Below are 20867 nucleotides of genomic sequence, written 5' to 3'. Positions count from 1 at the left end.
CTCAACAATCGTTAAACTTTGATTAAGCCCATTTTTTGCGCTCTTTTCATCATGAACCCATAAGCAGCATCATAATCATTTGGAATTTCACCTTCTAATATGGCTTCCTTAATGGCTTCCTTTAGCATTCCTATTTCTTTTGAAGGTTTAAGGTCGAAAATCGCCATAATCTCCTCTCCAGTTATTGGTGGTTGGAATTTTCGAACATGATCACGCTCTTCTACCTCTACAATTTTCTTTCGAACAATTTCAAAATTACTATGGTATTTCTTGAATTTACTTGGGTTTTTAGTGGTAATGTCCGCTTCGCACAAGGTCATTAAGTTCTCTACGTCTTCTCCAGCATCAAAAACCAAACGACGTACAGCAGAATCTGTAACCGTTTCTTGTGATAAAACAATGGGACGCGAGCTCATCATGACCATTTTTTGAACAAATTTCATTTTTTGGTTCAATGGCATGTGCAAGCGTTCAAATATTTTTTTGACCATTTTACCACCAAGAAACTCATGTCCGTGGAAAGTCCATCCTTGTTTTTTGTTGAAACGTTTGGTTGGTGCTTTTCCTATATCGTGCAATAAAGCAGCCCAGCGCAACCAAACATCATCAGTGTTCGGACATATATTGTCTACGACTTCGAGTGTATGGTAAAAGTTGTTTTTATGAGTTTGACCTTCAATTTCTTCTACTTGGTTCAAAGCCGTCAATTCAGGTAAGATAATGTCTAAGAGCCCCGTTTTGTATAGCAATAGAAATCCTGTAGAAGGTTTGTCTGTCAATAAGATTTTATTTAGTTCGTCAACGATACGTTCTCCCGTAATAATTTTAATACGTTCTGCATTTTTCGCAATGGACTGGAATGATTTTGCTTCTATTTCGAAGCCCAATTGATTAGAAAAACGAATAGCTCTCAACATTCGTAAAGGATCATCAGAATAAGTGATGTCTGGATCAAGAGGAGTTCTAAGAATCTTATTTTCTAAATCATTCAGTCCTCCAAAAGGATCTGACAGCACTCCGAAATTGTGCAAGTTCAATGATAATGCAAGCGCATTAATGGTGAAATCACGACGGTTTTGATCGTCTTCAAGTGTTCCATTTTCTACAACAGGATTTCGACTTTCAAAATGGTAGGATTCTTTTCTTGCTCCAACAAATTCAATGTCGGTGTCTTCAAAACGAAGCATCGCAGTGCCGTAGGTTTTAAAAACTTGTACTTTGGGGTGTTTTGGAAGTAGTTGAGAAACTTTTAAAGCCAATTCGATTCCGCTACCAACTGCAACAATATCGATGTCTTTTTTAAAATCTCGTTCTAAAATTAAGTCTCTTACAAAACCTCCAATTACGTAACTATCAACGTTTAGTTCTTGGGAAGCTTCTGAAATGACTTCGAAAATTTTATTATTTAATGCTTGTTTGTAGTTCATAGTATTTTTTGCCACGAATTCACAAATTATATTTTTTAAAATGCTTCTTATGACACAAATTTATTCTTGAGTTTTATAAAATTATTCTTCTGTACTCAAGAGATTTATTATTAAAATTAGCTAAAATGGCTAATTTATTTGTTGATACTTTTAGATAATTAATACACTGAGCGGTGTGTTTGGGATCTAGTTTTTCACATGATTTTAATTCGATAATAATTTTATCGAATAATACAAAATCTGCATAGAACTTATGATTTAAAACGGTGTTTTTATAATGAACAACATATTCTTTTTCTCTTTCGAAAGGAATTTTTAAATTTCGCAATTCATATTCTAACGCATCTTTATAGACTATTTCAGAAAATCCCCCACCTAAATTATTATGTACTTCAAATAGAATTCCAACGATCTGAAAGCTTTCCTCTTTATAAATAAGACCGCTCATAATAATAAATTTTTTTAAAAAAAAATTAGTGAATTCGTGGCCTTTCCTATTTTCGGATTACTTTAACCTGACTATCATTCGTTAATTTAATGATTGTGGACGGTTTCCCAGCAATTTTATCGCGGTGCAAATTTACAACATAGTCTACACCTTTTATAATCTCAGGGCTGATTTCTTTAAAACTTTTTGGAGTAGGTTGCCCTGAAATATTTGCTGAAGTGGAAACTAATGGTTTTTTCATCTTTTCCAGTAATTTGAAACAGAAGGGCTCTTTTACAATTCGGATTCCCAAAGTGTTGTCAGGAGCGATTAAATTTGGCGCTACATTTCTAGGCTTATCCAGGATTATAGTGGTAGGATTTTCAGATAAGTCCATTATTTGCCAAGCCACTTCTGGAATGTCTTTAAAGACGTTGTACATCATTCGTTCCCCATTCATCAACACAATCATGCTTTGGGTTTCTACTCTTTTTTTGAGCTTGAAAATTTTGGCAACAGCGTCTGGGTTAGTTGCATCACAGCCAATTCCCCATACGGTGTCTGTGGGGTAGAGGATTATTCCGCCTTGTTTGATTATTTCGTAGGCGTTGTGGACTTCTTCGTTTATATTCATTTTTTTTAGTGTGATGTAATTTTTCACTTTATATTTGCAAAGAAACGGATAATTATTATAAAAACCTTACGCATTTAGCGGGCAAGAAGTTCGGTAGCAAGGAAGAGAAAATAATTATTTGGATTTCCGAATGGACGAAATTTTCTGTGGAAGGTATTGTCTATTGCAATTTAGAAATGTATTTAAATAAGTGGTCTGCTCATTATCAGAAATCTAGTTAAAAGATTTAATTATTATTAGTTATTTTTAGTCTCTTTTCTTTATCTTTTTTAGTTCAGCTAGATCTGTATGTATTGCATATAGTTGCAGAATAATTATCTCTTGCTATTTTTACAGCCTTTTTTAATGGTATAGCAAATAATAGGAGTTGTATTGAAAATTCAGTTCGGATTAAACCGCTAGAAATAGTTTAAAAATTTATAAAAAAGTCAAAAACATATGAAGTCATCTTTATTAATCTCCACCTATAATTGGCCTGATGCTTTAGAATTAGTTTTAAAAAGCGTATTGTCTCAAACTCATTTGGTAAATGAGATTCTTATAGCAGATGATGGTTCGAGATCAGAAACCAAACAGTTAATAGAAAAATTCCAACAGCAAAGTACTATCCCTGTTCGATATTTTTGGCAGGAAGATATCGGTTTTCGTAAATCTAAGATTTTAAACAAAGCAATTGCTGAAACTGAAGCAGATTACATCATCCAGGTTGATGGTGATTGTATAATGCATCCTAAATTTGTAGAGGATCATTTACAGTATTCACAGCTAGGAATTTATCTTTATGGGTCGCGGGTGAATATTTTACCTGAATTTGTTGGGGCTGTTTTTCGCAATAAACTTGTGAAATTCAATTTGTTTTCGAAAGAAATTAAAAACAAATCACGAACTTTATATGTTCCTTTTTTAGCGAAATTATATAAGCCTCACGAAGGAATGTCTAGAAAATTTAGAGGATGTAATGTTTCTTTTTGGCGGAATGATTTTATAGCAATTAATGGATATAATGAAGACTTTGAAGGTTGGGGAAGAGAGGATTCGGACTTAGCAATTCGTCTTGGAAACAATGGAATTAAGGCTAAGCGATTGCGTTATGCCGGAATTGTATATCATTTATATCATAAAGTCAATTCTAAGCAAAATTTAGAATTGAACAATCAAATTCAAGAAAAAACTATCGCAGACAGAATTGTTGTGTGTGAAAATGGGATTAATAAATACTTAAAGTAAATAATTCAAATCAATCACTTTCCAAGAAAATAAAAAACTTCATTACTACGGTAAAAATATTTGAATTTTAAATAAAAAAATTATGCGGATAACAATTATTTCTCTTGACTTATATGGTTATGATGGTTACATCGTAAAGGAACTGGAAGAAAGAGGATATGTAGTTAATCATTTTAATATTGATAAAAATAAATACCAATATAAAAATGTCTTTGAAAAAATATTTAATGGATTTAGGAAAGTTTTTTTAGGAAAAAACTACAAAAAAGATCATTTAAATAAAATAATTCTTGAAAACATAGAAAAATTAGGACATCAAGATAAAATTTTAATGATAAGGCCAGATAGATTTTACAATAGCACTTTGCGAACAATAAGTTGTCTTTGTGATGATTTTGTAGCTTTCCACTATGATGGATCAAGAAAAGCTAGAGGTATTATAAAAACTTTTCCATTATTCGATAGAATCTTTACTTTTGATAAAGAAGATGCTAAAAAATATAATTTACTTTTCATTACTAATTTTATTTATAAAGAATATAAATTAAAGAAAAATCACGCTGCTTTTCATGTGTCTACCCTAGATTCACGGGTTAAACTATTAGAAAAAATAGTATATATTTTAAATTCAAAAAAATTGAATTGTGATGTAAATATAGTTTCGTTGGATGAAAATTACAATCCTCCTATAGGGCTTCCAATCAATTTTTTAAATAAAAGAATTCCTATTGAAGAATTAGATGAAAGAATAAAAAAATCAAGTATACATATTGATACTCAAAGAAATATACAAACAGGTCTTACTTTTAGGGTTTTTGAAAGTATAGGTTATCGTGCAAAGCTTATAACTAGTAATGTAGATGTTAAGAATTATGATTTTTATAATACTAATAATATACTTGTCATAGACGAAGATAATATTATAATCCCAGATTCTTTTTTAACTTCTGATTATGAGGAAATTCCAGAGCATATTTATAAAAAATATACTTTAAAAAATTGGGTGGATACAGTTTTTAATTTGTCGACTACTAATTAGTATTTTTATAATTCATATAACAAAGCGGTTATTTTTTTTTAGATATTAAGCTGCCATTTTTAATAAAGAGGTGAGTTGTTTTTTATGTAACGTTATTTGCGATATCATTTTAGAATAATTATACAATGATTGAATTCTCTAGATAAAAAAGTATATTTTGGTAGTCTAATTAATAATTTAGTTCTCCTATTTTTTTTACAATTTAAACTTATAATATGGTTATTATCAAATTATTGTAAAAATGAAAAGGATGATTTGAAGTCTATGATGGTATGTGTGTTTTTGTTGGTTGATAATAGTGTGTGAGTTAGTGTCTTAAATTTGATCAAAACTCTTTAGAGTTGCCGAATTACTGCAGTTTTTTTACAAGTTAATATTGCTTTTTGAATTCATTTCTGCACTACGAGTTTTTTTTTAAGGGTAAACAAAGTATTTAAATAAAATAAAAATGATAATAAAACTAATGTTTTCTACGACGGTTCAAAATTCTAAAGAAATCCTTCGCTTTATTAAAGAATTCAATTCTGATTTAGGAACTGTTTTTGGAAATGGAGATAGAAATATTATTAAACTTTTCGAATTAGAAGAAAAAAAAATAAATGTAAAGTCTTTCAAAATCCCTAATATAGTTAATAAAGTGGCCTATAAATATTTTAGAAAATCAAAGGCCAAACGTTCTTTTGAATATGCTACTATTTTGTTAGAAAAAGGGATTGGAACTCCGGAACCATTGGCTTATTTTGAAAATTTTAACAACTTAGGATTACTAGATAGTTATTATGTTAGTGAGCATTTGCAGGCTGATCTTACTTTTAGAGAATTAGTAGAAGTTCCTGATTATCCAGATCACGACAACATTTTAAGGCAGTTTACAAAATTCACGTTCGATTTGCATCAAAAAGGAATTGAATTCTTAGACCATTCGCCTGGAAACACATTGATTAAGAAAGGACAAAATGATACGTACAGTTTTTATTTAGTGGATTTAAACCGCATGAATTTTCATGAAACTATGGATTTTGAAATGAGAATGAAAAATTTTAGTAGGCTTACGCCAAAGAAAGAAATGATTGTTATCATGAGTAATGAGTATGCTAAATATTATTCAGAAAGTGAAACTGCAGTTTTTGAAAAAATGTGGCAGTTTACGGTTCAATTTCAAGACGAATTTGCTAGAAAACGCAGGTTGAAAAAGAAGTTGAAGTTTTGGAAATCTTAGTTATTTAAGCGGATTTTTTTTAATTCCTGAAAACGAACAAAAACACTGTAGGAGTTTAGATAGCAAATAATAATCCCTTTTTTACCATCGAGAATTCCCATTCTCATAATATATTGATACAAAAATTGGTATATTGGTCTTATATACAAATGAAAAAAAGTAGGTTTTGTTCCTTTGTTAAATTCTTCGATTGCTTTTAATTTTCCGTAAGTATTCATCTTTTGTTTGTAATCGCTGTAACTGCGATACGAATAATGAATTAGTCTATTTTTTAGTTTGCCGGTTTTTCCGTTAACTGTTAATTTTTCATGAACAATTTTTGCTAAATCATATTGGGCTTTTTCTTTGTTGAAAAGTCTGATAATTTTATCTGTTTGCCATCCGCTAAACTGCAGCTTAGTGTTTTTGAACATAAAAGTGCGGCAGCAATAGTAAGCCACAGCAGCCTCTTTTTGATGAATGGTTTTAAGGATCTCTTTTTTTAGCTCAGCTGTAAGTCTTTCGTCGGCATCCAAAAAAAGAATCCAGGAATGATTTGCTAAACTAATGGCATGATTTCTTTGGGCAGCAAAATTTTCAAAATCGTGTTGAACTACTTTTACATTTTTATGAGTTGTTGCTATTACCACTGTTTTATCCGTACTGAAGGAGTCCACGACAATTATCTCATCAGCAAAGTCCAAGTCGTTTAAAATGTTTTTTATATTGTGCTCCTCGTTATAGGTGATGATTAGTGCACTCAGAAATATTTTATTGGATGATATTTCGTTTGTATTTCTATTAATTGTCATCTGATAGATTCTTTAATAGAAAAGACTTTAGTTTATTTTTAAATAAACTAGGTTTAAGTTCTTTATATAAGGTAAGGGCATCCTGTTTAAGTTCCTTCTCTGTTTTTTTCTCAAGCAATTCTGGTTTGTAATCATTTAAATGTACTGACATGTGATGGGTGCCATCTTCTAATGTGGCCCAGATTTTCTTTTCAATCCATGGAGAAAATATAATAAAAGACGGTTTTTCTAGTGCTTTTGCCATATTTATAGAGCCGCCGTCATTACCTACAATTAAATCGCATTGATTCAACACACCAATAAATGCTCTCAAATCACCACCCAATAAATCAAAATATATTTTTTCCTTAGTTGATGGTTTACAATTGTTAAAAACAATTTTAGCATCGTTAATTTGTTTTGGAAAATAATTAAAAAGAATATTAACATCGGCATTGTCTGCAATTGTGTCAATTACGGATGTCATATAGTTTAATGGATAGGTCTTCAATTTTTCACTCCCCAAAAGGCTAATCATGACTGTTTTTCGGTTTTTTATTAGTTGATGTTTTTCGAAAAGCACAATTGCATTTTTGTTTTCTTCCGGTGTAACAAATAATTTAGGCAACGGATTAATTTCTACTGATAAATGAAGGGGCTTTAGAAGCGACAGCCTTCTTTCAATAGCTAAACCCAGATTCGTTTTTGGAAATTCCTCAAATGGCACATTATCAGTGTATAGAAAAGTGCGTCCTTTTTTCTTATAAGATATTTTTCTTTTGGCTCCACTCAGTAATACAATCAACCAACTTTCCAATTTTGAATAGGCGTCAATTAATAAATCATATTTAGTGGCTCTGATTTCGAGAGCCAAATTAAGGAATTCTTTTTTGCTTTTTCTATGCTTTTCTTCAAAACGTATAATCGTATCGATATTTAGATTGCCTTCTAAAACAGGAGTAGTTGATTCATATACCAAATAATCGATTTGCGCATCAGGGTAGGCGAGTCGGAGGTTATTGCATATAATGCTACTTACCAATACATCCCCGATCATTTTTTGTTGTATAACTAGTATTTTCATAAGATAAAAAAACCTCCCTTTTTGAGGGAGGAATATACAATATATTATTTTATTACAAAATAAATTTAAACCGCTACGTCATATTCGCGTAAAGCGTTATTCAACGATGTTTTTAAGTCAGTAGATGGCTTACGAGTACCAATGATTAATGCGCAAGGAACTTGAAAATCACCTGCTGCAAACTTTTTAGTATAGCTTCCTGGAATCACAACTGAACGAGCAGGAACAAAACCCTTCATCTCTACTGGTTCATCACCAGTTACGTCAATAATTTTTGTAGATGCAGTCAAACATACGTTGGCACCAAGAACAGCTTCTTTCCCAACATGTACCCCTTCGACAACAATACAACGAGAACCTATAAAAGCACCGTCTTCAATGATTACCGGAGCTGCTTGCAAAGGTTCAAGAACGCCGCCAATTCCTACTCCCCCACTTAAATGTACGTTTTTGCCTATTTGAGCGCAACTTCCTACTGTTGCCCAAGTGTCTACCATAGTTCCTTCGTCTACATAAGCACCAATGTTTACATAACTTGGCATCATGATTACGCCACTTGAAATGTAAGCACCATAACGAGCAGATGCTCCTGGAACTACGCGAATTCCTTTAGCAGCATAGTCTTTCTTTAATTCCATTTTGTCATGGTATTCAAAAATCCCTGCTTCCCATGTTTCCATTTTTTGGATCGGGAAATACATTACCACTGCTTTCTTAACCCATTCGTTTACTTGCCATGCATCTCCTTTTGGTTCAGCAACGCGTAATTTACCAGAGTCTAATAATTCTATAACTTCTCTAATGGCTTTTGTAGTCGTTTCTTCTTGTAACAAAGCTCTGTTTTCCCAAGCTTGTTCTATAATTGTTTGTAATGAATTCATGTATGATAATTTTTAAACAAAGATATGTTTTTAAAGCAAAAACAAAAACTCAAAATGCTTTGAAAATGTTACATATTTATTTGGTTAGACTTTTTGTTACTACAAAAGTTGGAACTAAAATAAAATTTAAAAGCTATAAATTAGCTATCTTTGTATATTAAAATAAGTGTCATGGAAATTTATAGACTTGAATTTAATTCTGATATTAAGGATAAAATCTTAGAATTGTTGAGTTCTTTTTCTTCGGAAGAATTAAAAATTGTTCGTGAAGATGATGATTTTGATAAAAATAAAAAAAAATTAGAAAATTCTTTTTCTAAAATTAAAAATGGAACGGCAAAATTTTATACTATTGAAGAAGTAGATGCTATACTTGAAGAAACAATTTCTAAATATGAAAATTAGACTTCAAGATGATTTTTTGTTTGTCTTAAACAATCAGGTTGATTATATTTCGAGAGATAAACCAGCTGCCGCTAGAAAGTTTAAAAAGGATTTACTTTTAAACTTAAAAAAAGATTTGCCATCCCCTTTCCATTATAAAAAATCAATTTATTTTGACGATGAAAATATAAGAGATTATGTTTTTAAAGGTTATATAATTACTTATTTCATAGAAACAGAAACAAACCTTGTTTCTATTTTCGGTTTCATTAAACATAAAGCTTCCTTATAATATGCCTAGAGTACTTGCTATAGATTATGGACAAAAACGCACCGGCATTGCGGTGACAGATGAAATGCAAATCATTGCGTCAGGACTAACTACTATTCCGAGTGCAACAGCGATTGCCTTTTTAAAAGATTATTTCTCTAAGGAAAAGGTAGAAGCAGTGCTTATTGGCGAGCCCAAACAAATGAATGGACAACCCTCAGAAAGTGCTTCTATTATAAAAGGTTTTGTAACACATTTTACCAATCACTTTCCAGATATGAAGGTGATTAGAGTAGATGAACGTTTTACCTCAAAAATGGCTTTTCAATCCATGATCGATAGTGGGATGAAAAAAAAGCAACGTATGAATAAGGCTCTTATTGATGAGATTTCTGCTACAATAATGCTTCAGGATTATTTGAATCGAAAAATGTTTTAAAGTGTCATCCTTAAAGGAGTATAAAAGGCTAAAACGTTTTCGTGATTTATAACTTTTCTCTACTATTTTATGCTTTTTTTTGGAATTATTAAAAGTATCTTTGCACTTTAAAATTCGTTGCTATGCCAGACAAAACAATTCGTTCAAAAACTGAAGTAGTTCTTATAGGTGCTGGAATCATGAGTGCCACTCTTGGATTAATTCTGAAAGAACTGCAACCAGATATAAAAATAGAGATTTTCGAAAGATTAGATAGGGCAGCTGCTGAGAGTTCTGATGCATGGAATAATGCAGGAACAGGTCATTCTGCTTTTTGTGAACTCAATTATACTCCTGAAAATGAGGATGGAACTATTGACCCGAAAAAAGCAATCAGTATTGCGGAATCTTTTGAGGTGTCTCGACAATTCTGGGCTTATTTAGTGGAACAAAATAAAGTCTCTTCTCCTGAAAATTTTATCAAAAGTATTCCGCATCTAAGTTTTGTTTGGGGTGATAAAAATGTTGAATACCTAAAGAAAAGATTTGAAGCTTTACAAAAAAACCAACTTTTTAAAGATATGGTTTTTAGTACTGATTTATCCCAATTGAAAGAATGGATGCCTCTAGTGATGAAAGGTAGAGATGAGTCAGAAAAAGTGGCTGCTACCCGCATGGCTATAGGGACTGACGTGAATTTTGGAGAATTAACCAGAAGTATTTTTGGTTATTTGGATACCCTTGAAGGCGTAACTATTCATTATCATCATGAAGTTCAGAAATTGAAACAGCGTGAGGATAAGTCTTGGAGAATAAAAATTACTGATTTAGCTACAGGCCAAAAAAGGAAAGTATATACAAAATTTGTATTTATAGGTGCCGGTGGCGGATCGCTACCGTTATTAGAAAAAGCCGATGTTCCTGAAGGAGATGGTTTTGGTGGTTTCCCCGTAAGCGGACAATGGCTAAAATGTATCAATCCTGAGGTTATTGCAAAGCACCAATCAAAAGTTTACGGTAAGGCCAGCGTAGGGGCACCACCTATGTCTGTTCCGCATATAGATTCAAGAATGATTAATGGAGAAAAACAGTTGTTATTTGGCCCTTTTGCCGGTTTCTCAACTCGTTTTTTGAAAAATGGCTCCTACTCTGATTTACCATTATCAATCACTACAGATAATATTTTTCCAATGATATCTGCAGGGATTAAGAACATACCACTGACAAAATATTTGATCCAGCAAGTGCGTCAATCAACAGAAGATAGAATAAATGCTTTACGCGAATATGTTCCTAGCGCAAAGTCAGAGGACTGGGTGATTGAAAGAGCGGGACAACGCGTACAAGTCATTAAAAAAGATAAAAAAGAAGGCGGGATACTCGAATTTGGTACAGAGGTAATCACTACTGCTGATGGATCATTATCTGTTTTACTTGGTGCTTCGCCAGGAGCTTCTACCGCAGTTTCTATTATGATTGACTTAGTGGGAAGATGTTTTAAGGAAGAGTTGGCTTCTGCGGAATGGCAAGAAAAACTTAAAAAAATGATTCCATCTTATGGTCAAGCATTAAATAATAATCCTGCGCTATCAGATGAAATCAGGAAAAGTACTGCTGCAGTTTTAAAACTGAATAATTAAATTTTTATAAAATGAACTTCAATGTCTTATTGGAGTTCATTTTCTGTTTTTATCAATACTTTGGTAGTCTTAACTATATTTTCTGACAGATTGGTTAACCATACTAACTGCTCGATTACCAATTGTGCTTCCTGCATTTTTAACTGAAATGCTTCTTCATCAATAGCATTTGCTTCTTTTAATTCTTTGGTTCTAATTTTATTTAATTCAATAAATCGTTTGCTCAAATCCTCGTTTATTGTACTCTCTTGTTGCTGTATACTGCCTTCTTTCAAGATAGTTATGGCATCTTCCAGATTTTTAATAACTTTGTCAACGACAACATTAAATGCTTCTGAAGCCTCAGATGTCTTATGTGATTGGATGTAGGTTCCCAAAGAAGCTGAAGACGATAATAGGGTATGATTCAGAACGGTTAGCTTATAAACTTGCGGTAATTTGCTTTGCTTTGATTTAGGTTCTTGAAGCATTCTTTGAAAGGAAGCCATGAGATTACCAACTTCAATAAAAGCATGCTTTCGGGCTAAACGATACGAAGTCGGAACTTCTCCTTTTGTATTATAAAACAGAGAAATTTGCTTTAAATAATTTCTGTTTGCTTCAATCGATTTTTCCAAATACACGGGAATTTTTACAAATTCCCAAGAAGGGCATAGAAAGTAATTGGCCAAAAAGGATAATAGTGCTCCGACTAAGGTATCCAATACGCGATATTGAATTAGATCTTCGATATTTGGGGTTAGAATTCCATAAATAAAGATAACATAAATGGTTATGAATGTGGCGCCAACTTTATAATTAGTGGGAGTAAATGAAAATCCAAAAAGCAGCGCGACGATTGCTAATGCACCAATGATTGTCGAGTCATGAACTAGAAAAAGGATTCCAAAAGCGATAAACCCACCTAAAATTGTTCCAAAGATCCTTTGAAAGGTGCGCTGTTTTGTCAAGCCATATCCTTGTCTCATGATGACGACAATAGTTAATACGATCCAATATGCGTTTTGAAAAGGAAGGAATTTGCCAATAGAGAAGCCAATCAAAATAGTAATTGTGAGCCGAAGAGAATGTCTAAAAACCGTGGAGGAAAAACTTAAATTTTCAATAAGTGTGCGAATCGGATAGTATTGAGGAGTTATAAATTTTTCTAAATCTTTATCTTTTCCTTTTAAGTCTTGTGATTTGACAACGGCCGTAAAAGCACGTTCCAGTGTTTTGTTTATCTCAACTTGTTTCTCCGCATAATGAAGCATATTCGTTAGCATTAAAACACCTTCTGAAGCGTTAGCTTTTCCTAAATCATTTTCATAATTTGTAATTGCTAGTTCTAAATCATTCAAATCACTAAGAAGGTTGTGTTTTGAGAGGTATTTCTCGTCATTTTCAATACTTTCAGATAATGTTTTTAGACTTTTAGCAAGGTTGTAGGCAAGGTTTTGGTATTTTTCTAAAACTCTTGGATGATTGTCAAATTTTTGATGTAGCTTGTTGTGGTCAAATGAAGTAGCGATCGCCAACTCCATAATTTCCACTAACGAAATAAATACAAGAAGCATCTTTCGATTTTGATTAGAAGAACCAGAGTTAGTTCGATTCCTGATCAGAATCTCTCTTATGTTTTCATGAATGGTATTTAGTTGTACCTGTAAATTCAATTGTTTTTCAGTGATTGCCTTGCGGTCTGAATTTACTTCCCATAAATCACCTCTTAATTTTAAATAGGTAGAAGTTAATTTGATGCATTCGGCAATTTGCAGTTCAGCATATCGGTGCGGTCTGATGTAAAAGAAAATCAAAGAAACAACGAGGTAAAATAAGCCTCCCAAAAGTAGTAGTCCCGAATATTGAATTCTGTCCCAGCCCGTCTGTATATGAGCAAAAGCCAAAGAGATTGCCAGTAAAGCTGAAAACGAAACCATTGTTGCCCTTTGTCCGTATACAGAAATCATTGATAGGAAAAATAACAAGATAGCTAAAAAAGGATAAAATAGCCATGAGTAGGGATAGACAAGGTTTATTAGTAAATTGACACCGGAAACGATAAGAACCGTAACCAGAATTCCGTTAATTTTATGCTTAAGGTTACTTGGGATGTCGCTGGGATAAGTAAAAAAGGCTCCCAAGGCTATCGTAAATCCAATTTTGAAATGACCTAAATAAGAAAATAGTAAAACAGGCAGAACCGCTGCAATAGTTATTTTTAAAGCATTTGTAAAGTAAGTACCGTCTGTAAATTTCTTGACTTTTGGAATCATATAAGTGGTATTGCATACAAATATATGAATTGTACGATTTATCCATAGCGGAAAAGGCACTGATTTAAGTTTAAATTAGAAATAAATGCTAAATATCCTTTAGGAATTATTCATTGTCTAAATTTTTACTATTTTTGCCAACCATAATTTAAGGAATGAAAATCCTGAATTTAGGACTGATAATACTTAAAATAACAATAATGATTTTACCAATTGTAGGATATGGCCATCCTGTTTTAAGAAAAGTAGGAGAGAATATTTCACAGGAACATCCTGACTTGAAAGAAACGATCGCTAATATGTATGATACGATGTATAATGCATGTGGAGTAGGTCTTGCCGCACCGCAGGTAGGGAAAGCAGTTCGTTTGTTTATAATTGATACCACACCTTTTAGTGAGGATGAAGATTTAGATTCATCAGAACAAGATGAATTGAAAGGTTTTAAAAGAACTTTTATAAATGCCAAAATGTTGAAAGAAGAGGGTGAAGAATGGTGCTTTAATGAAGGATGCTTGAGTATTCCTGATGTTCGTGAGGATGTTTACAGAAACGAAAGAATAACTATTGAGTACTGCGAAGAGGATTTTGTTGTGAAAACAGAGGTTTTTGAAGGTTTAATAGCAAGAGTAATTCAACATGAATACGATCATATAGAAGGAATCTTGTTTACCGATAAAATTTCCTCACTTAAAAAGCGTTTGATTCAAAAGAAACTAAAGAATATTACTGAAGGCAAGACATTCCAAGACTATAGAATGAGATTTATCGCCAAAAAAGGAAGGTAATAAAATTTCAGAGGCTATATTTAGGCATGGATTTTGGAGTTTAATAAAATATATACACAAATCGAATTCTTAATAATAATTAAAATAATATGAATTTAGAAAAAATACTAGCCATTTCTGGGAAACCGGGTTTATATGTACTTAAAGTGCAAACGCGTACTGGTTTTGTTGCAGAATCATTATTAGATGGAAAGAAAATCACGGTAAATTTAAAAAGTAATGTAAGTTTATTATCTGAGATTTCAGTTTACACTTATGAAGGTGAAAAACCATTAGCTGAAATAATGGATAAAATTGCTGCCAAAGAAAGTAATGGTGCAGCAATTTCACATAAAGAAGACAATGCTACATTAGCAGCTTACTTTAAAGAAGTTTTACCTGACTATGATGAGGAAAGGGTATATCCATCAGATATTAAAAAAATATTAAATTGGTATAATATGCTTGAAGCTAAAGGTTTGGTTGTTGATGAAGAACCAGCTGCAGGCGCTGCAGAGGAAACTCCTGCTGTAGTCGAAGAGGAAGCTGTTGCTGAAAAAACAAAAAAAGCAAAAAAAGTTAAAGAATAATACATTCTAAATTTTATAAAAAATCCTGTCTTCTCTAATTTTAGAAGACAGGATTTCTTATTTTTACCAGCCTTTGTTCAAAGACAGAACTGACAGAGAAAAACCAAATGCTATGAATACAAGAGAAAATCAACTTAATGCTTTTGATAGATTATTAACTATTATGGACGAGTTGCGTGAGCAATGCCCTTGGGATAAAAAACAAACGCTTCAAACTTTACGTCATCTTACCATCGAGGAAACCTATGAGTTAGGGGACGCTATTTTGGATAATAACCTGAATGAAGTTAAAAAGGAATTGGGAGACTTGTTGTTGCATATTGTTTTTTATGCTAAAATTGGAAGCGAAACGAATGATTTTGATATAGCCGATGTTTGCAATGAAATTTGCGATAAGTTAATTCACCGTCATCCTCATATTTACTCGGATACTATAGTTGCCGATGAAGAAGAAGTCAAACAAAATTGGGAAAAACTAAAACTTAAGGAAGGAAAAAAATCAGTTCTAGAGGGTGTTCCTAAAAGTTTACCAGCATTGGTCAAAGCCAGTAGAATACAAGATAAAGTAAAAGGAGTAGGGTTTGATTGGGAAGAGTCGCATCAAGTTTGGGATAAAGTTCAAGAAGAATTGGAGGAATTGCAAGTTGAGGTTGAAGCTGGAAATCAAGATAATATTGAAGCCGAGTTCGGTGATGTTTTATTCTCAATGATTAATTATGCCCGTTTTTTAAATGTAAATCCCGAAGATGCTTTGGAACGAACCAATAAAAAATTCATCAAACGCTTTCAATATCTGGAAAGCAAAGCAGGCGAACTAGGGAAACCACTGATGGACATGACTCTTGCAGAGATGGATATTTTTTGGAATGAAGCAAAAAAACTGTAGTATCATTTATTATTTTTAAAAGTCAATTCAAATTATAATGTCGGAAAATAAAACGGAGTTAAAACGTTCTTTGGGGTTAATTGATGCTACAAGTTTAGTAGCTGGTTCGATGATTGGTTCTGGTATTTTTATCGTTACTGCCGCTATGGCTCGTGATATTGGTTCTGCTGCTTGGCTTCTAATAATTTGGTTAGTGACTGGTTTAATTACCGTTGCTGCCGCATTAAGTTATGGTGAATTAGCAGGTATGATGCCTAAAGCAGGGGGGCAATTTGTTTATATTCAGCGTGCCTACGGAAGATTAATTTCATTTCTCTATGGTTGGACTGTTTTTACTGTAATTCAGACTGGAGTTATTGCTGCAATTGCAGTTACGTTTGCCAACTATTCTGCTATATTTTTTCCGGTTTTAGACAATACGCTTTTTACTTTTGGGGATAGCTTTGTTTTTCCTAACAGTAAAGTGTTGGCGATCGCTAGCATTATTGTCCTCACGTTTATCAACACTAAAGGAGTAGAAAGCGGGAAATTGATTCAGTTAATTTTAACATCGACTAAGTTAATTGCGCTTTTTGCGTTAATTGTTTTTGGTTTGTATGTTGGTTTCCACACGGACGTCTTATCTAATAATTTTGCCAATATGTGGGAAGCGAGTCGTACTGTTTTAAATACTGATGGGTCAATTACTGTCTCAAAGCTGACTGGAATGGCACTTCTGGGGGCTGCAGGTGCTACAATAATAAACTCTTTGTTTTCAAGTGATGCCTGGAACAATGTTACTTTTATTGCAGGAGAGATTAAGGAGCCAAAAAAGAATATTCCGCGAAGTTTATTCCTGGGTACTTTGATTGTTACTGTTATTTACATTTTGGCAAACTTGGCTTATTTGGCTTTGTTGCCAATGCATGGTACTCCAGCGGCTGCTGATATCTCTGGTAACGGAATTATGTTTGCAAGTAATGATCGCGTAGGCGCTGCTGCTGCGGGTATGATTATGGGAAATAGCAGTGTTTTCATAATGGCTGCCTTAATTATGGTTTCTACTTTTGGCTGCAATAGTGGCTTGATTCTTTCAGGTGGACGATTGTTTTATGCGATGGCCAAAGATGGACTTTTCTTTAAAGGAGCTAAGATTTTGAATAAAAACCAAGTTCCAGCAAAAGCGTTATGGGTACAGTGTGCTTGGGCTTGTGTGCTTTGTGTATCCGGTAAGTTTGGAGATTTATTAACCTATGCAACTTTTGCTTCGTTACTGTTTTATATATTAACGATCTTTGGAGTGTTTATTCTAAGAAAAAGAGAACCCAATACTGAAAGGCCGTACCGCGCTTTTGGTTATCCAATTGTACCGGCATTGTATATAATTGTTACTACAGCGATTTGTATCACCTTATTGATACATGACACTTTAAATACCGGTTTAGGATTAGGAATTGTAGCCTTGGGAATACCAGTTTATTATTTTTTGATGCACAAAAAATAATAAGTAGGTTGTTATTCGGAGATCTTTTTTAATTTACTGATGTCTTTGATAGTAATCTTTTTACCGACTAATTCTATTAAACCTAATTTATTAAAATCAGACAGCAAGCGAATACAGCTTTCAGTTGCTGTCCCTATCATACTAGCTAATTCATCTCTTGAAAGTTGAATTTTTAAGGAATCATCTTCATTTTTTCCAAAGGTATTGTATAAGTAAAGTAGTGTTTCGGCTAGACGTTCCTTTACAGTTTTTTGAGCCATATTTACGGTATGACTATCCGCTTCTTTTAAATCACCACATATCGTTTTCATCACATTCATTGAAAACTGATTGTTTTTATCAAAGAACCCCATAACTTCGGTTTTTGGAATAAAACAAACTTCCATATCTTCAAGCGCGACAGCACTTAAGTGAACGGGTTCATCACTAATCATGGAACGTTGTCCTAATAATTCTCCTTTTGTAACTAGTTTGACAATATGATCTTTTCCGTTGGGACTTAATTTGGTAAGTTTACAAACCCCATCCTTAATGCAGAATATTCCATTTACATTTTCTCCTTCTTCAAAAATCACGTCGCCCTTTCTGATAATGCGTGACGTTTTACAACCGGCAAGTTTTACCAGTTCATCTTTATTTAGAGCTTTCAGCGAGCTAAATTCTCTAACAATACATTCTTCGCATTTTGACATCTTGATGGGGGCGTTAGTTGTGTAAATTTACGCATTAATATGACATATATCATATTAATAGTAACATTCGTTTAGGATATTTGCATCAGGTAAAATGAGCAAAGTTATGGACACACAAAATTGTTTCCATTGTGGTTTAGATATTATTAAAGCAGAAGAAATTATTTTTGACGATAAAAGTTTTTGTTGCAACGGCTGTAAAACGGTGTACGAAATTTTTAGCGTCAATGACCTGACATGCTATTATGATTTTGAAAAAGCCCCTGGAGCAACCCCGCTTGATATTAAAGGTAAATATGATTTCTTAGAAAACGAAAGTATCGTTGCAAAATTATTAGAATTTGAAGAAGAGGCTACGGCTATTGTTTCACTTAGTATACCTCATATCCATTGTAGTTCTTGCATTTGGATTTTAGAAAATTTACAGCGACTTCAAAAAGGAATCAGTACTTCACAGGTCAATTTTCCTGAAAAAAAGGTTCGAATTACGTATAATCCCCAAACCGTTTCTCTAAGTAAAATTGTATATTTACTTAGTTCTATTGGCTACGAGCCCTATATTAGTCTGGAAAATTACGAAACTGGGAAAAAGAATATTGACAGAAGCTTGACCTACAAGTTAGGAGTTGCTTTTTTTTGCTTCGGTAACATAATGTTGCTTTCCTTTCCAGAATATTTTGAGGTAAATGAATTTTGGTTGGATACGTATAAGCCATTCTTTCGCTGGTTAATTTTCATCTTATCCTTGCCCGCGTTTTTGTATTCCGCTTCAGATTATTATGTTTCGGCCTATAAAAGTATTCGTTCTAAAATGCTAAATATTGACATTCCTATTGCATTAGGAATCATTGTGATGTTTGTGCGAAGTACTACTGATATTGTTTTTAATTATGGATCTGGTTTTTTTGATAGTCTGACTGGCTTGATTTTCTTTATGCTGCTTGGAAAGATGTTTCAAATAAAAACCTATAGTTTTTTAAGTTTCGAAAGGGATTTTAAATCGTATTTTCCAATAGCGATTACCCGAATCAATAGTGATGGTTCTGAAGAAAGTGTCCCGGTTTATGATATTCAAAAAGGGGATCGACTACTGATCAGAAATCAGGAATTAATTCCCGTTGATGGGATATTGATTAGCGAGAAAGCCGCCATCGATTATAGTTTTGTAACTGGTGAAGCGGTTCCTATCACTAAGAATTCAGGTGATAAAGTATTTGCTGGGGGAAAACAAATTGGAAAAGTTGTTGAAATGGAAGTGTTGTACTCTGTTTCTCAAAGTTACCTTACCCAATTGTGGAGTAATGATGTTTTTCAGAAAGCTGTTACTCAAAGACATAAAAGTATAACCGATACAATAAGCAGGTATTTTACTCCTGTCTTATTGCTGATTGCTTTTGCATCATTTGCCTATTGGATTGTCATCGATACAAATACTGCTTTTAATGTTTTTACTGCAATCTTAATAGTGGCCTGTCCGTGCGCTCTAGCATTGACTGCTCCATTTACGATGGGGAATGTATTACGAATTTTAGGAAAACAGAAGTTTTACCTGAAGAATGCGCTGGTTATTGAACAATTAGCTAAAGTTGATACCATAGTTTTTGATAAAACAGGGACCATTACCACTAATAAAAAAGCAAAAATTTCATATGAAGGCGAGTCTTTGTCTAGTGAGAATCTAACCAATATTAAAACAGTACTTCGCGCTTCTAATCATCCATTAAGTAGAATGTTGTACGATTTTCTTCCGGAGATGAAAAGTGTAACTATTACTGATTTTGAGGAAATAACTGGTAAAGGGATTCGGGCAAAGATTCAGGGAATAGAGGTAGTAATTGGATCAGCTGCATTTGCGGGAAGCCCAGATGAGAATACGGTGCTGCAAACGGCAGTTCATATTACCATTAATAATGAGTATTATGGAAAATATATTTTTAATAATCAATATAGAGTAGGACTAGAAAGTCTTTTCAAAAGTTTGAAACAGAATTATCAAATTAAAGTTTTATCTGGAGATAACGAGGGGGAGAAATTTTCTTTAGAAATGTTATTACCTGTAGGGACTGAATTGATTTTTAACCAAAAACCGGAGCAAAAATTGGAATTCATCAAACAACTGCAAGAACAGGGTAGAAACGTGATGATGGTAGGAGATGGTTTGAATGATGCGGGTGCATTGGCGCAAAGCAATGTCGGAATTTCTATTTCAGAAAATGTGAATGTTTTTTCACCTGCTTGTGATGGGATTTTGGAAGCAAATGAATTCCAAAAATTGCATTACTTTTTAAAGTTATCTAAAAAGGCAATGACAACAATCAGGATGAGTTTTGGGATGTCATTGCTTTACAATATAATAGGATTGTCATTTGCAATTACAGGACATCTACAACCCTTAGTTGCAGCGATAATTATGCCGTTGAGCACCATAACCATTGTCAGTTTTGTAACTATAATGAGTAATTTTTACGCTAAGAAATTAAGATAATTTTAAACAAACATTAACAAAAAAGAAGTAACCATGATAATTGTCATATTTTATAAATAGGGAGCTGGTTAACTTTGTAAACAGAAATTTTAGGTATGAGTGTCATTTATTTATTAATCTCCATCAGTATAATAATTGCTATAGGTTTCTTTATTGCTTTTATACGAGCGGTAAAGACAGGCCAGTATGATGATGATTATACGCCATCTGTCAGAATGCTTTTTGACGATGAGCTCAAAGTTGAGAATCCAAAACCAGAACAAATAACAGAAGAAAAACAAAATTAAT

At 33.0% G+C, this 20867-nt stretch carries 21 protein-coding genes; 13 read left to right on the top strand and 8 right to left on the bottom strand.

The window, feature by feature from the left end; all coding sequences use genetic code 11:
- Positions 1 to 11: 11 nt before the first annotated feature.
- The 3 genes from BMW63_RS07835 to BMW63_RS07825 all read right to left on the bottom strand — a co-directional run bounded on the left by BMW63_RS07835 (position 12) and on the right by BMW63_RS07825 (position 2488).
- The gene (locus tag BMW63_RS07835) at positions 12 to 1427 is read right to left on the bottom strand and encodes a CCA tRNA nucleotidyltransferase (RefSeq protein WP_074722908.1); all 1416 of its coding nucleotides are present in this window, start codon (positions 1425 to 1427) and stop codon (positions 12 to 14) included.
- Positions 1428 to 1500: 73 nt separating this feature from the next.
- A complete protein-coding gene (locus BMW63_RS07830) occupies positions 1501 to 1875 on the bottom strand; it encodes a GxxExxY protein (protein ID WP_074722907.1) in 375 nt (124 codons plus the stop codon).
- Between the two features lie 46 nt (positions 1876 to 1921).
- Positions 1922 to 2488 carry an L-threonylcarbamoyladenylate synthase gene (locus tag BMW63_RS07825; RefSeq protein ID WP_074723030.1) on the bottom strand — a complete coding sequence of 189 codons (567 nt, stop codon included), beginning with the start codon at positions 2486 to 2488 and terminating at the stop codon, positions 1922 to 1924.
- A 438-nt stretch (positions 2489 to 2926) separates the two neighbouring features.
- Here BMW63_RS07825 and BMW63_RS07820 point away from each other — a divergent pair, with 438 nt between their 5' ends.
- The 3 genes from BMW63_RS07820 to BMW63_RS07810 all read left to right on the top strand — a co-directional run bounded on the left by BMW63_RS07820 (position 2927) and on the right by BMW63_RS07810 (position 5973).
- Positions 2927 to 3715: a glycosyltransferase family 2 protein gene (locus BMW63_RS07820; protein WP_074722906.1), complete on the top strand. Its 789-nt coding sequence runs from the start codon at positions 2927 to 2929 to the stop codon at positions 3713 to 3715.
- An 82-nt stretch (positions 3716 to 3797) separates the two neighbouring features.
- Entirely contained in the window at positions 3798 to 4754 is a 957-nt protein-coding gene (locus BMW63_RS07815) for a WaaS/CpsH family glycosyltransferase (protein ID WP_074722905.1), read from the top strand.
- 448 nt (positions 4755 to 5202) lie between these two features.
- Complete coding sequence (locus BMW63_RS07810; RefSeq protein ID WP_074722904.1) at positions 5203 to 5973, top strand: lipopolysaccharide kinase InaA family protein; 771 nt, start codon at positions 5203 to 5205, stop codon at positions 5971 to 5973.
- Here BMW63_RS07810 and BMW63_RS07805 read toward each other — a convergent pair.
- The 3 genes from BMW63_RS07805 to BMW63_RS07795 all read right to left on the bottom strand — a co-directional run bounded on the left by BMW63_RS07805 (position 5970) and on the right by BMW63_RS07795 (position 8708).
- On the bottom strand, positions 5970 to 6764 hold the full coding sequence (locus tag BMW63_RS07805) for a glycosyltransferase family 2 protein (protein ID WP_074722903.1): 795 nt from the start codon (positions 6762 to 6764) through the stop codon (positions 5970 to 5972). The two genes, BMW63_RS07810 and BMW63_RS07805, sit on opposite strands and share 4 nt — an antisense overlap.
- Positions 6754 to 7827, bottom strand: a complete 1074-nt coding sequence (locus BMW63_RS07800) for a glycosyltransferase family 9 protein (protein WP_074722902.1) — start codon at positions 7825 to 7827, stop codon at positions 6754 to 6756. The genes BMW63_RS07805 and BMW63_RS07800 overlap by 11 nt, the downstream gene beginning before the upstream one ends.
- Positions 7828 to 7892: 65 nt before the next feature.
- Positions 7893 to 8708 carry a 2,3,4,5-tetrahydropyridine-2,6-dicarboxylate N-succinyltransferase gene (locus BMW63_RS07795; protein WP_074722901.1) on the bottom strand — a complete coding sequence of 272 codons (816 nt, stop codon included), beginning with the start codon at positions 8706 to 8708 and terminating at the stop codon, positions 7893 to 7895.
- Positions 8709 to 8879: 171 nt separating this feature from the next.
- On the opposite strand from BMW63_RS07795, the gene BMW63_RS07790 reads away from it, so the two are divergent.
- From BMW63_RS07790 to BMW63_RS07775, 4 genes are all read left to right on the top strand, one after another.
- On the top strand, positions 8880 to 9113 hold the full coding sequence (locus BMW63_RS07790) for a hypothetical protein (protein WP_074722900.1): 234 nt from the start codon (positions 8880 to 8882) through the stop codon (positions 9111 to 9113).
- Positions 9103 to 9384 carry a type II toxin-antitoxin system RelE/ParE family toxin gene (locus BMW63_RS07785; RefSeq protein ID WP_074722899.1) on the top strand — a complete coding sequence of 94 codons (282 nt, stop codon included), beginning with the start codon at positions 9103 to 9105 and terminating at the stop codon, positions 9382 to 9384. Before BMW63_RS07790 ends, BMW63_RS07785 begins: the two co-directional genes overlap by 11 nt.
- Position 9385: 1 nt before the next feature.
- On the top strand, positions 9386 to 9802 hold the full coding sequence (ruvX, locus tag BMW63_RS07780) for a Holliday junction resolvase RuvX (RefSeq protein ID WP_074722898.1): 417 nt from the start codon (positions 9386 to 9388) through the stop codon (positions 9800 to 9802).
- A 122-nt stretch (positions 9803 to 9924) separates the two neighbouring features.
- Positions 9925 to 11421, top strand: a complete 1497-nt coding sequence (locus BMW63_RS07775; protein WP_074722897.1) for a malate:quinone oxidoreductase — start codon at positions 9925 to 9927, stop codon at positions 11419 to 11421.
- Positions 11422 to 11447: 26 nt separating this feature from the next.
- Here BMW63_RS07775 and BMW63_RS07770 read toward each other — a convergent pair whose 3' ends face one another.
- The gene (locus tag BMW63_RS07770; protein WP_074722896.1) at positions 11448 to 13676 is read right to left on the bottom strand and encodes an FUSC family protein; all 2229 of its coding nucleotides are present in this window, start codon (positions 13674 to 13676) and stop codon (positions 11448 to 11450) included.
- A gap of 200 nt (positions 13677 to 13876) precedes the next feature.
- On the opposite strand from BMW63_RS07770, the gene def reads away from it, so the two are divergent.
- The 4 genes from def (at position 13877) to BMW63_RS07750 (ending at position 17402) form a co-directional block, all read left to right on the top strand.
- Positions 13877 to 14464, top strand: a complete 588-nt coding sequence (gene def, locus BMW63_RS07765) for a peptide deformylase (protein ID WP_074723029.1) — start codon at positions 13877 to 13879, stop codon at positions 14462 to 14464.
- 89 nt (positions 14465 to 14553) lie between these two features.
- Positions 14554 to 15033: a DUF5606 family protein gene (locus BMW63_RS07760; protein WP_074722895.1), complete on the top strand. Its 480-nt coding sequence runs from the start codon at positions 14554 to 14556 to the stop codon at positions 15031 to 15033.
- A gap of 112 nt (positions 15034 to 15145) precedes the next feature.
- Entirely contained in the window at positions 15146 to 15919 is a 774-nt protein-coding gene (gene mazG / locus BMW63_RS07755) for a nucleoside triphosphate pyrophosphohydrolase (protein ID WP_074723028.1), read from the top strand.
- A gap of 37 nt (positions 15920 to 15956) precedes the next feature.
- Positions 15957 to 17402, top strand: a complete 1446-nt coding sequence (locus BMW63_RS07750; RefSeq protein WP_074722894.1) for an APC family permease — start codon at positions 15957 to 15959, stop codon at positions 17400 to 17402.
- 11 nt (positions 17403 to 17413) lie between these two features.
- On the opposite strand, the gene BMW63_RS07745 is transcribed toward BMW63_RS07750, so the two are convergent.
- Positions 17414 to 18094 (bottom strand): Crp/Fnr family transcriptional regulator, encoded by a 681-nt coding sequence (locus BMW63_RS07745; RefSeq protein ID WP_074722893.1) that lies wholly within the window; start codon positions 18092 to 18094, stop codon positions 17414 to 17416.
- Between the two features lie 106 nt (positions 18095 to 18200).
- On the opposite strand from BMW63_RS07745, the gene BMW63_RS07740 reads away from it, so the two are divergent.
- A complete protein-coding gene (locus tag BMW63_RS07740) occupies positions 18201 to 20579 on the top strand; it encodes a heavy metal translocating P-type ATPase (RefSeq protein WP_074722892.1) in 2379 nt (792 codons plus the stop codon).
- Between the two features lie 95 nt (positions 20580 to 20674).
- Positions 20675 to 20866: a cbb3-type cytochrome oxidase assembly protein CcoS gene (gene ccoS, locus BMW63_RS07735; protein WP_074722891.1), complete on the top strand. Its 192-nt coding sequence runs from the start codon at positions 20675 to 20677 to the stop codon at positions 20864 to 20866.
- The last annotated feature ends 1 nt before the right edge of the window (position 20867 follow it).

This window comes from Flavobacterium frigoris, assembly GCF_900111075.1.
GTDB classification, from domain to species: Bacteria; Bacteroidota; Bacteroidia; order Flavobacteriales; family Flavobacteriaceae; genus Flavobacterium; species Flavobacterium frigoris.
Note: the sequence above shows the minus strand (reverse complement) of the source record. Positions and strands in the feature narration are given on the sequence as shown.

Bases quoted from the DNA above. Each gene is read 5' to 3' on its own strand.
- BMW63_RS07835 (WP_074722908.1), bottom strand. From the start codon at position 1,427: ATGAACTACAAACAAGCATTAAATAATAAAATTTTCGAAGTCATTTCA.
- BMW63_RS07830 (WP_074722907.1), bottom strand. From the start codon at position 1,875: ATGAGCGGTCTTATTTATAAAGAGGAAAGCTTTCAGATCGTTGGAATT.
- BMW63_RS07825 (WP_074723030.1), bottom strand. From the start codon at position 2,488: ATGAATATAAACGAAGAAGTCCACAACGCCTACGAAATAATCAAACAA.
- BMW63_RS07820 (WP_074722906.1), top strand. From the start codon at position 2,927: ATGAAGTCATCTTTATTAATCTCCACCTATAATTGGCCTGATGCTTTA.
- BMW63_RS07815 (WP_074722905.1), top strand. From the start codon at position 3,798: ATGCGGATAACAATTATTTCTCTTGACTTATATGGTTATGATGGTTAC.
- BMW63_RS07810 (WP_074722904.1), top strand. From the start codon at position 5,203: ATGATAATAAAACTAATGTTTTCTACGACGGTTCAAAATTCTAAAGAA.
- BMW63_RS07805 (WP_074722903.1), bottom strand. From the start codon at position 6,764: ATGACAATTAATAGAAATACAAACGAAATATCATCCAATAAAATATTT.
- BMW63_RS07800 (WP_074722902.1), bottom strand. From the start codon at position 7,827: ATGAAAATACTAGTTATACAACAAAAAATGATCGGGGATGTATTGGTA.
- BMW63_RS07795 (WP_074722901.1), bottom strand. From the start codon at position 8,708: ATGAATTCATTACAAACAATTATAGAACAAGCTTGGGAAAACAGAGCT.
- BMW63_RS07790 (WP_074722900.1), top strand. From the start codon at position 8,880: ATGGAAATTTATAGACTTGAATTTAATTCTGATATTAAGGATAAAATC.
- BMW63_RS07785 (WP_074722899.1), top strand. From the start codon at position 9,103: ATGAAAATTAGACTTCAAGATGATTTTTTGTTTGTCTTAAACAATCAG.
- ruvX (WP_074722898.1), top strand. From the start codon at position 9,386: ATGCCTAGAGTACTTGCTATAGATTATGGACAAAAACGCACCGGCATT.
- BMW63_RS07775 (WP_074722897.1), top strand. From the start codon at position 9,925: ATGCCAGACAAAACAATTCGTTCAAAAACTGAAGTAGTTCTTATAGGT.
- BMW63_RS07770 (WP_074722896.1), bottom strand. From the start codon at position 13,676: ATGATTCCAAAAGTCAAGAAATTTACAGACGGTACTTACTTTACAAAT.
- def (WP_074723029.1), top strand. From the start codon at position 13,877: ATGATTTTACCAATTGTAGGATATGGCCATCCTGTTTTAAGAAAAGTA.
- BMW63_RS07760 (WP_074722895.1), top strand. From the start codon at position 14,554: ATGAATTTAGAAAAAATACTAGCCATTTCTGGGAAACCGGGTTTATAT.
- mazG (WP_074723028.1), top strand. From the start codon at position 15,146: ATGAATACAAGAGAAAATCAACTTAATGCTTTTGATAGATTATTAACT.
- BMW63_RS07750 (WP_074722894.1), top strand. From the start codon at position 15,957: ATGTCGGAAAATAAAACGGAGTTAAAACGTTCTTTGGGGTTAATTGAT.
- BMW63_RS07745 (WP_074722893.1), bottom strand. From the start codon at position 18,094: ATGTCAAAATGCGAAGAATGTATTGTTAGAGAATTTAGCTCGCTGAAA.
- BMW63_RS07740 (WP_074722892.1), top strand. From the start codon at position 18,201: ATGGACACACAAAATTGTTTCCATTGTGGTTTAGATATTATTAAAGCA.
- ccoS (WP_074722891.1), top strand. From the start codon at position 20,675: ATGAGTGTCATTTATTTATTAATCTCCATCAGTATAATAATTGCTATA.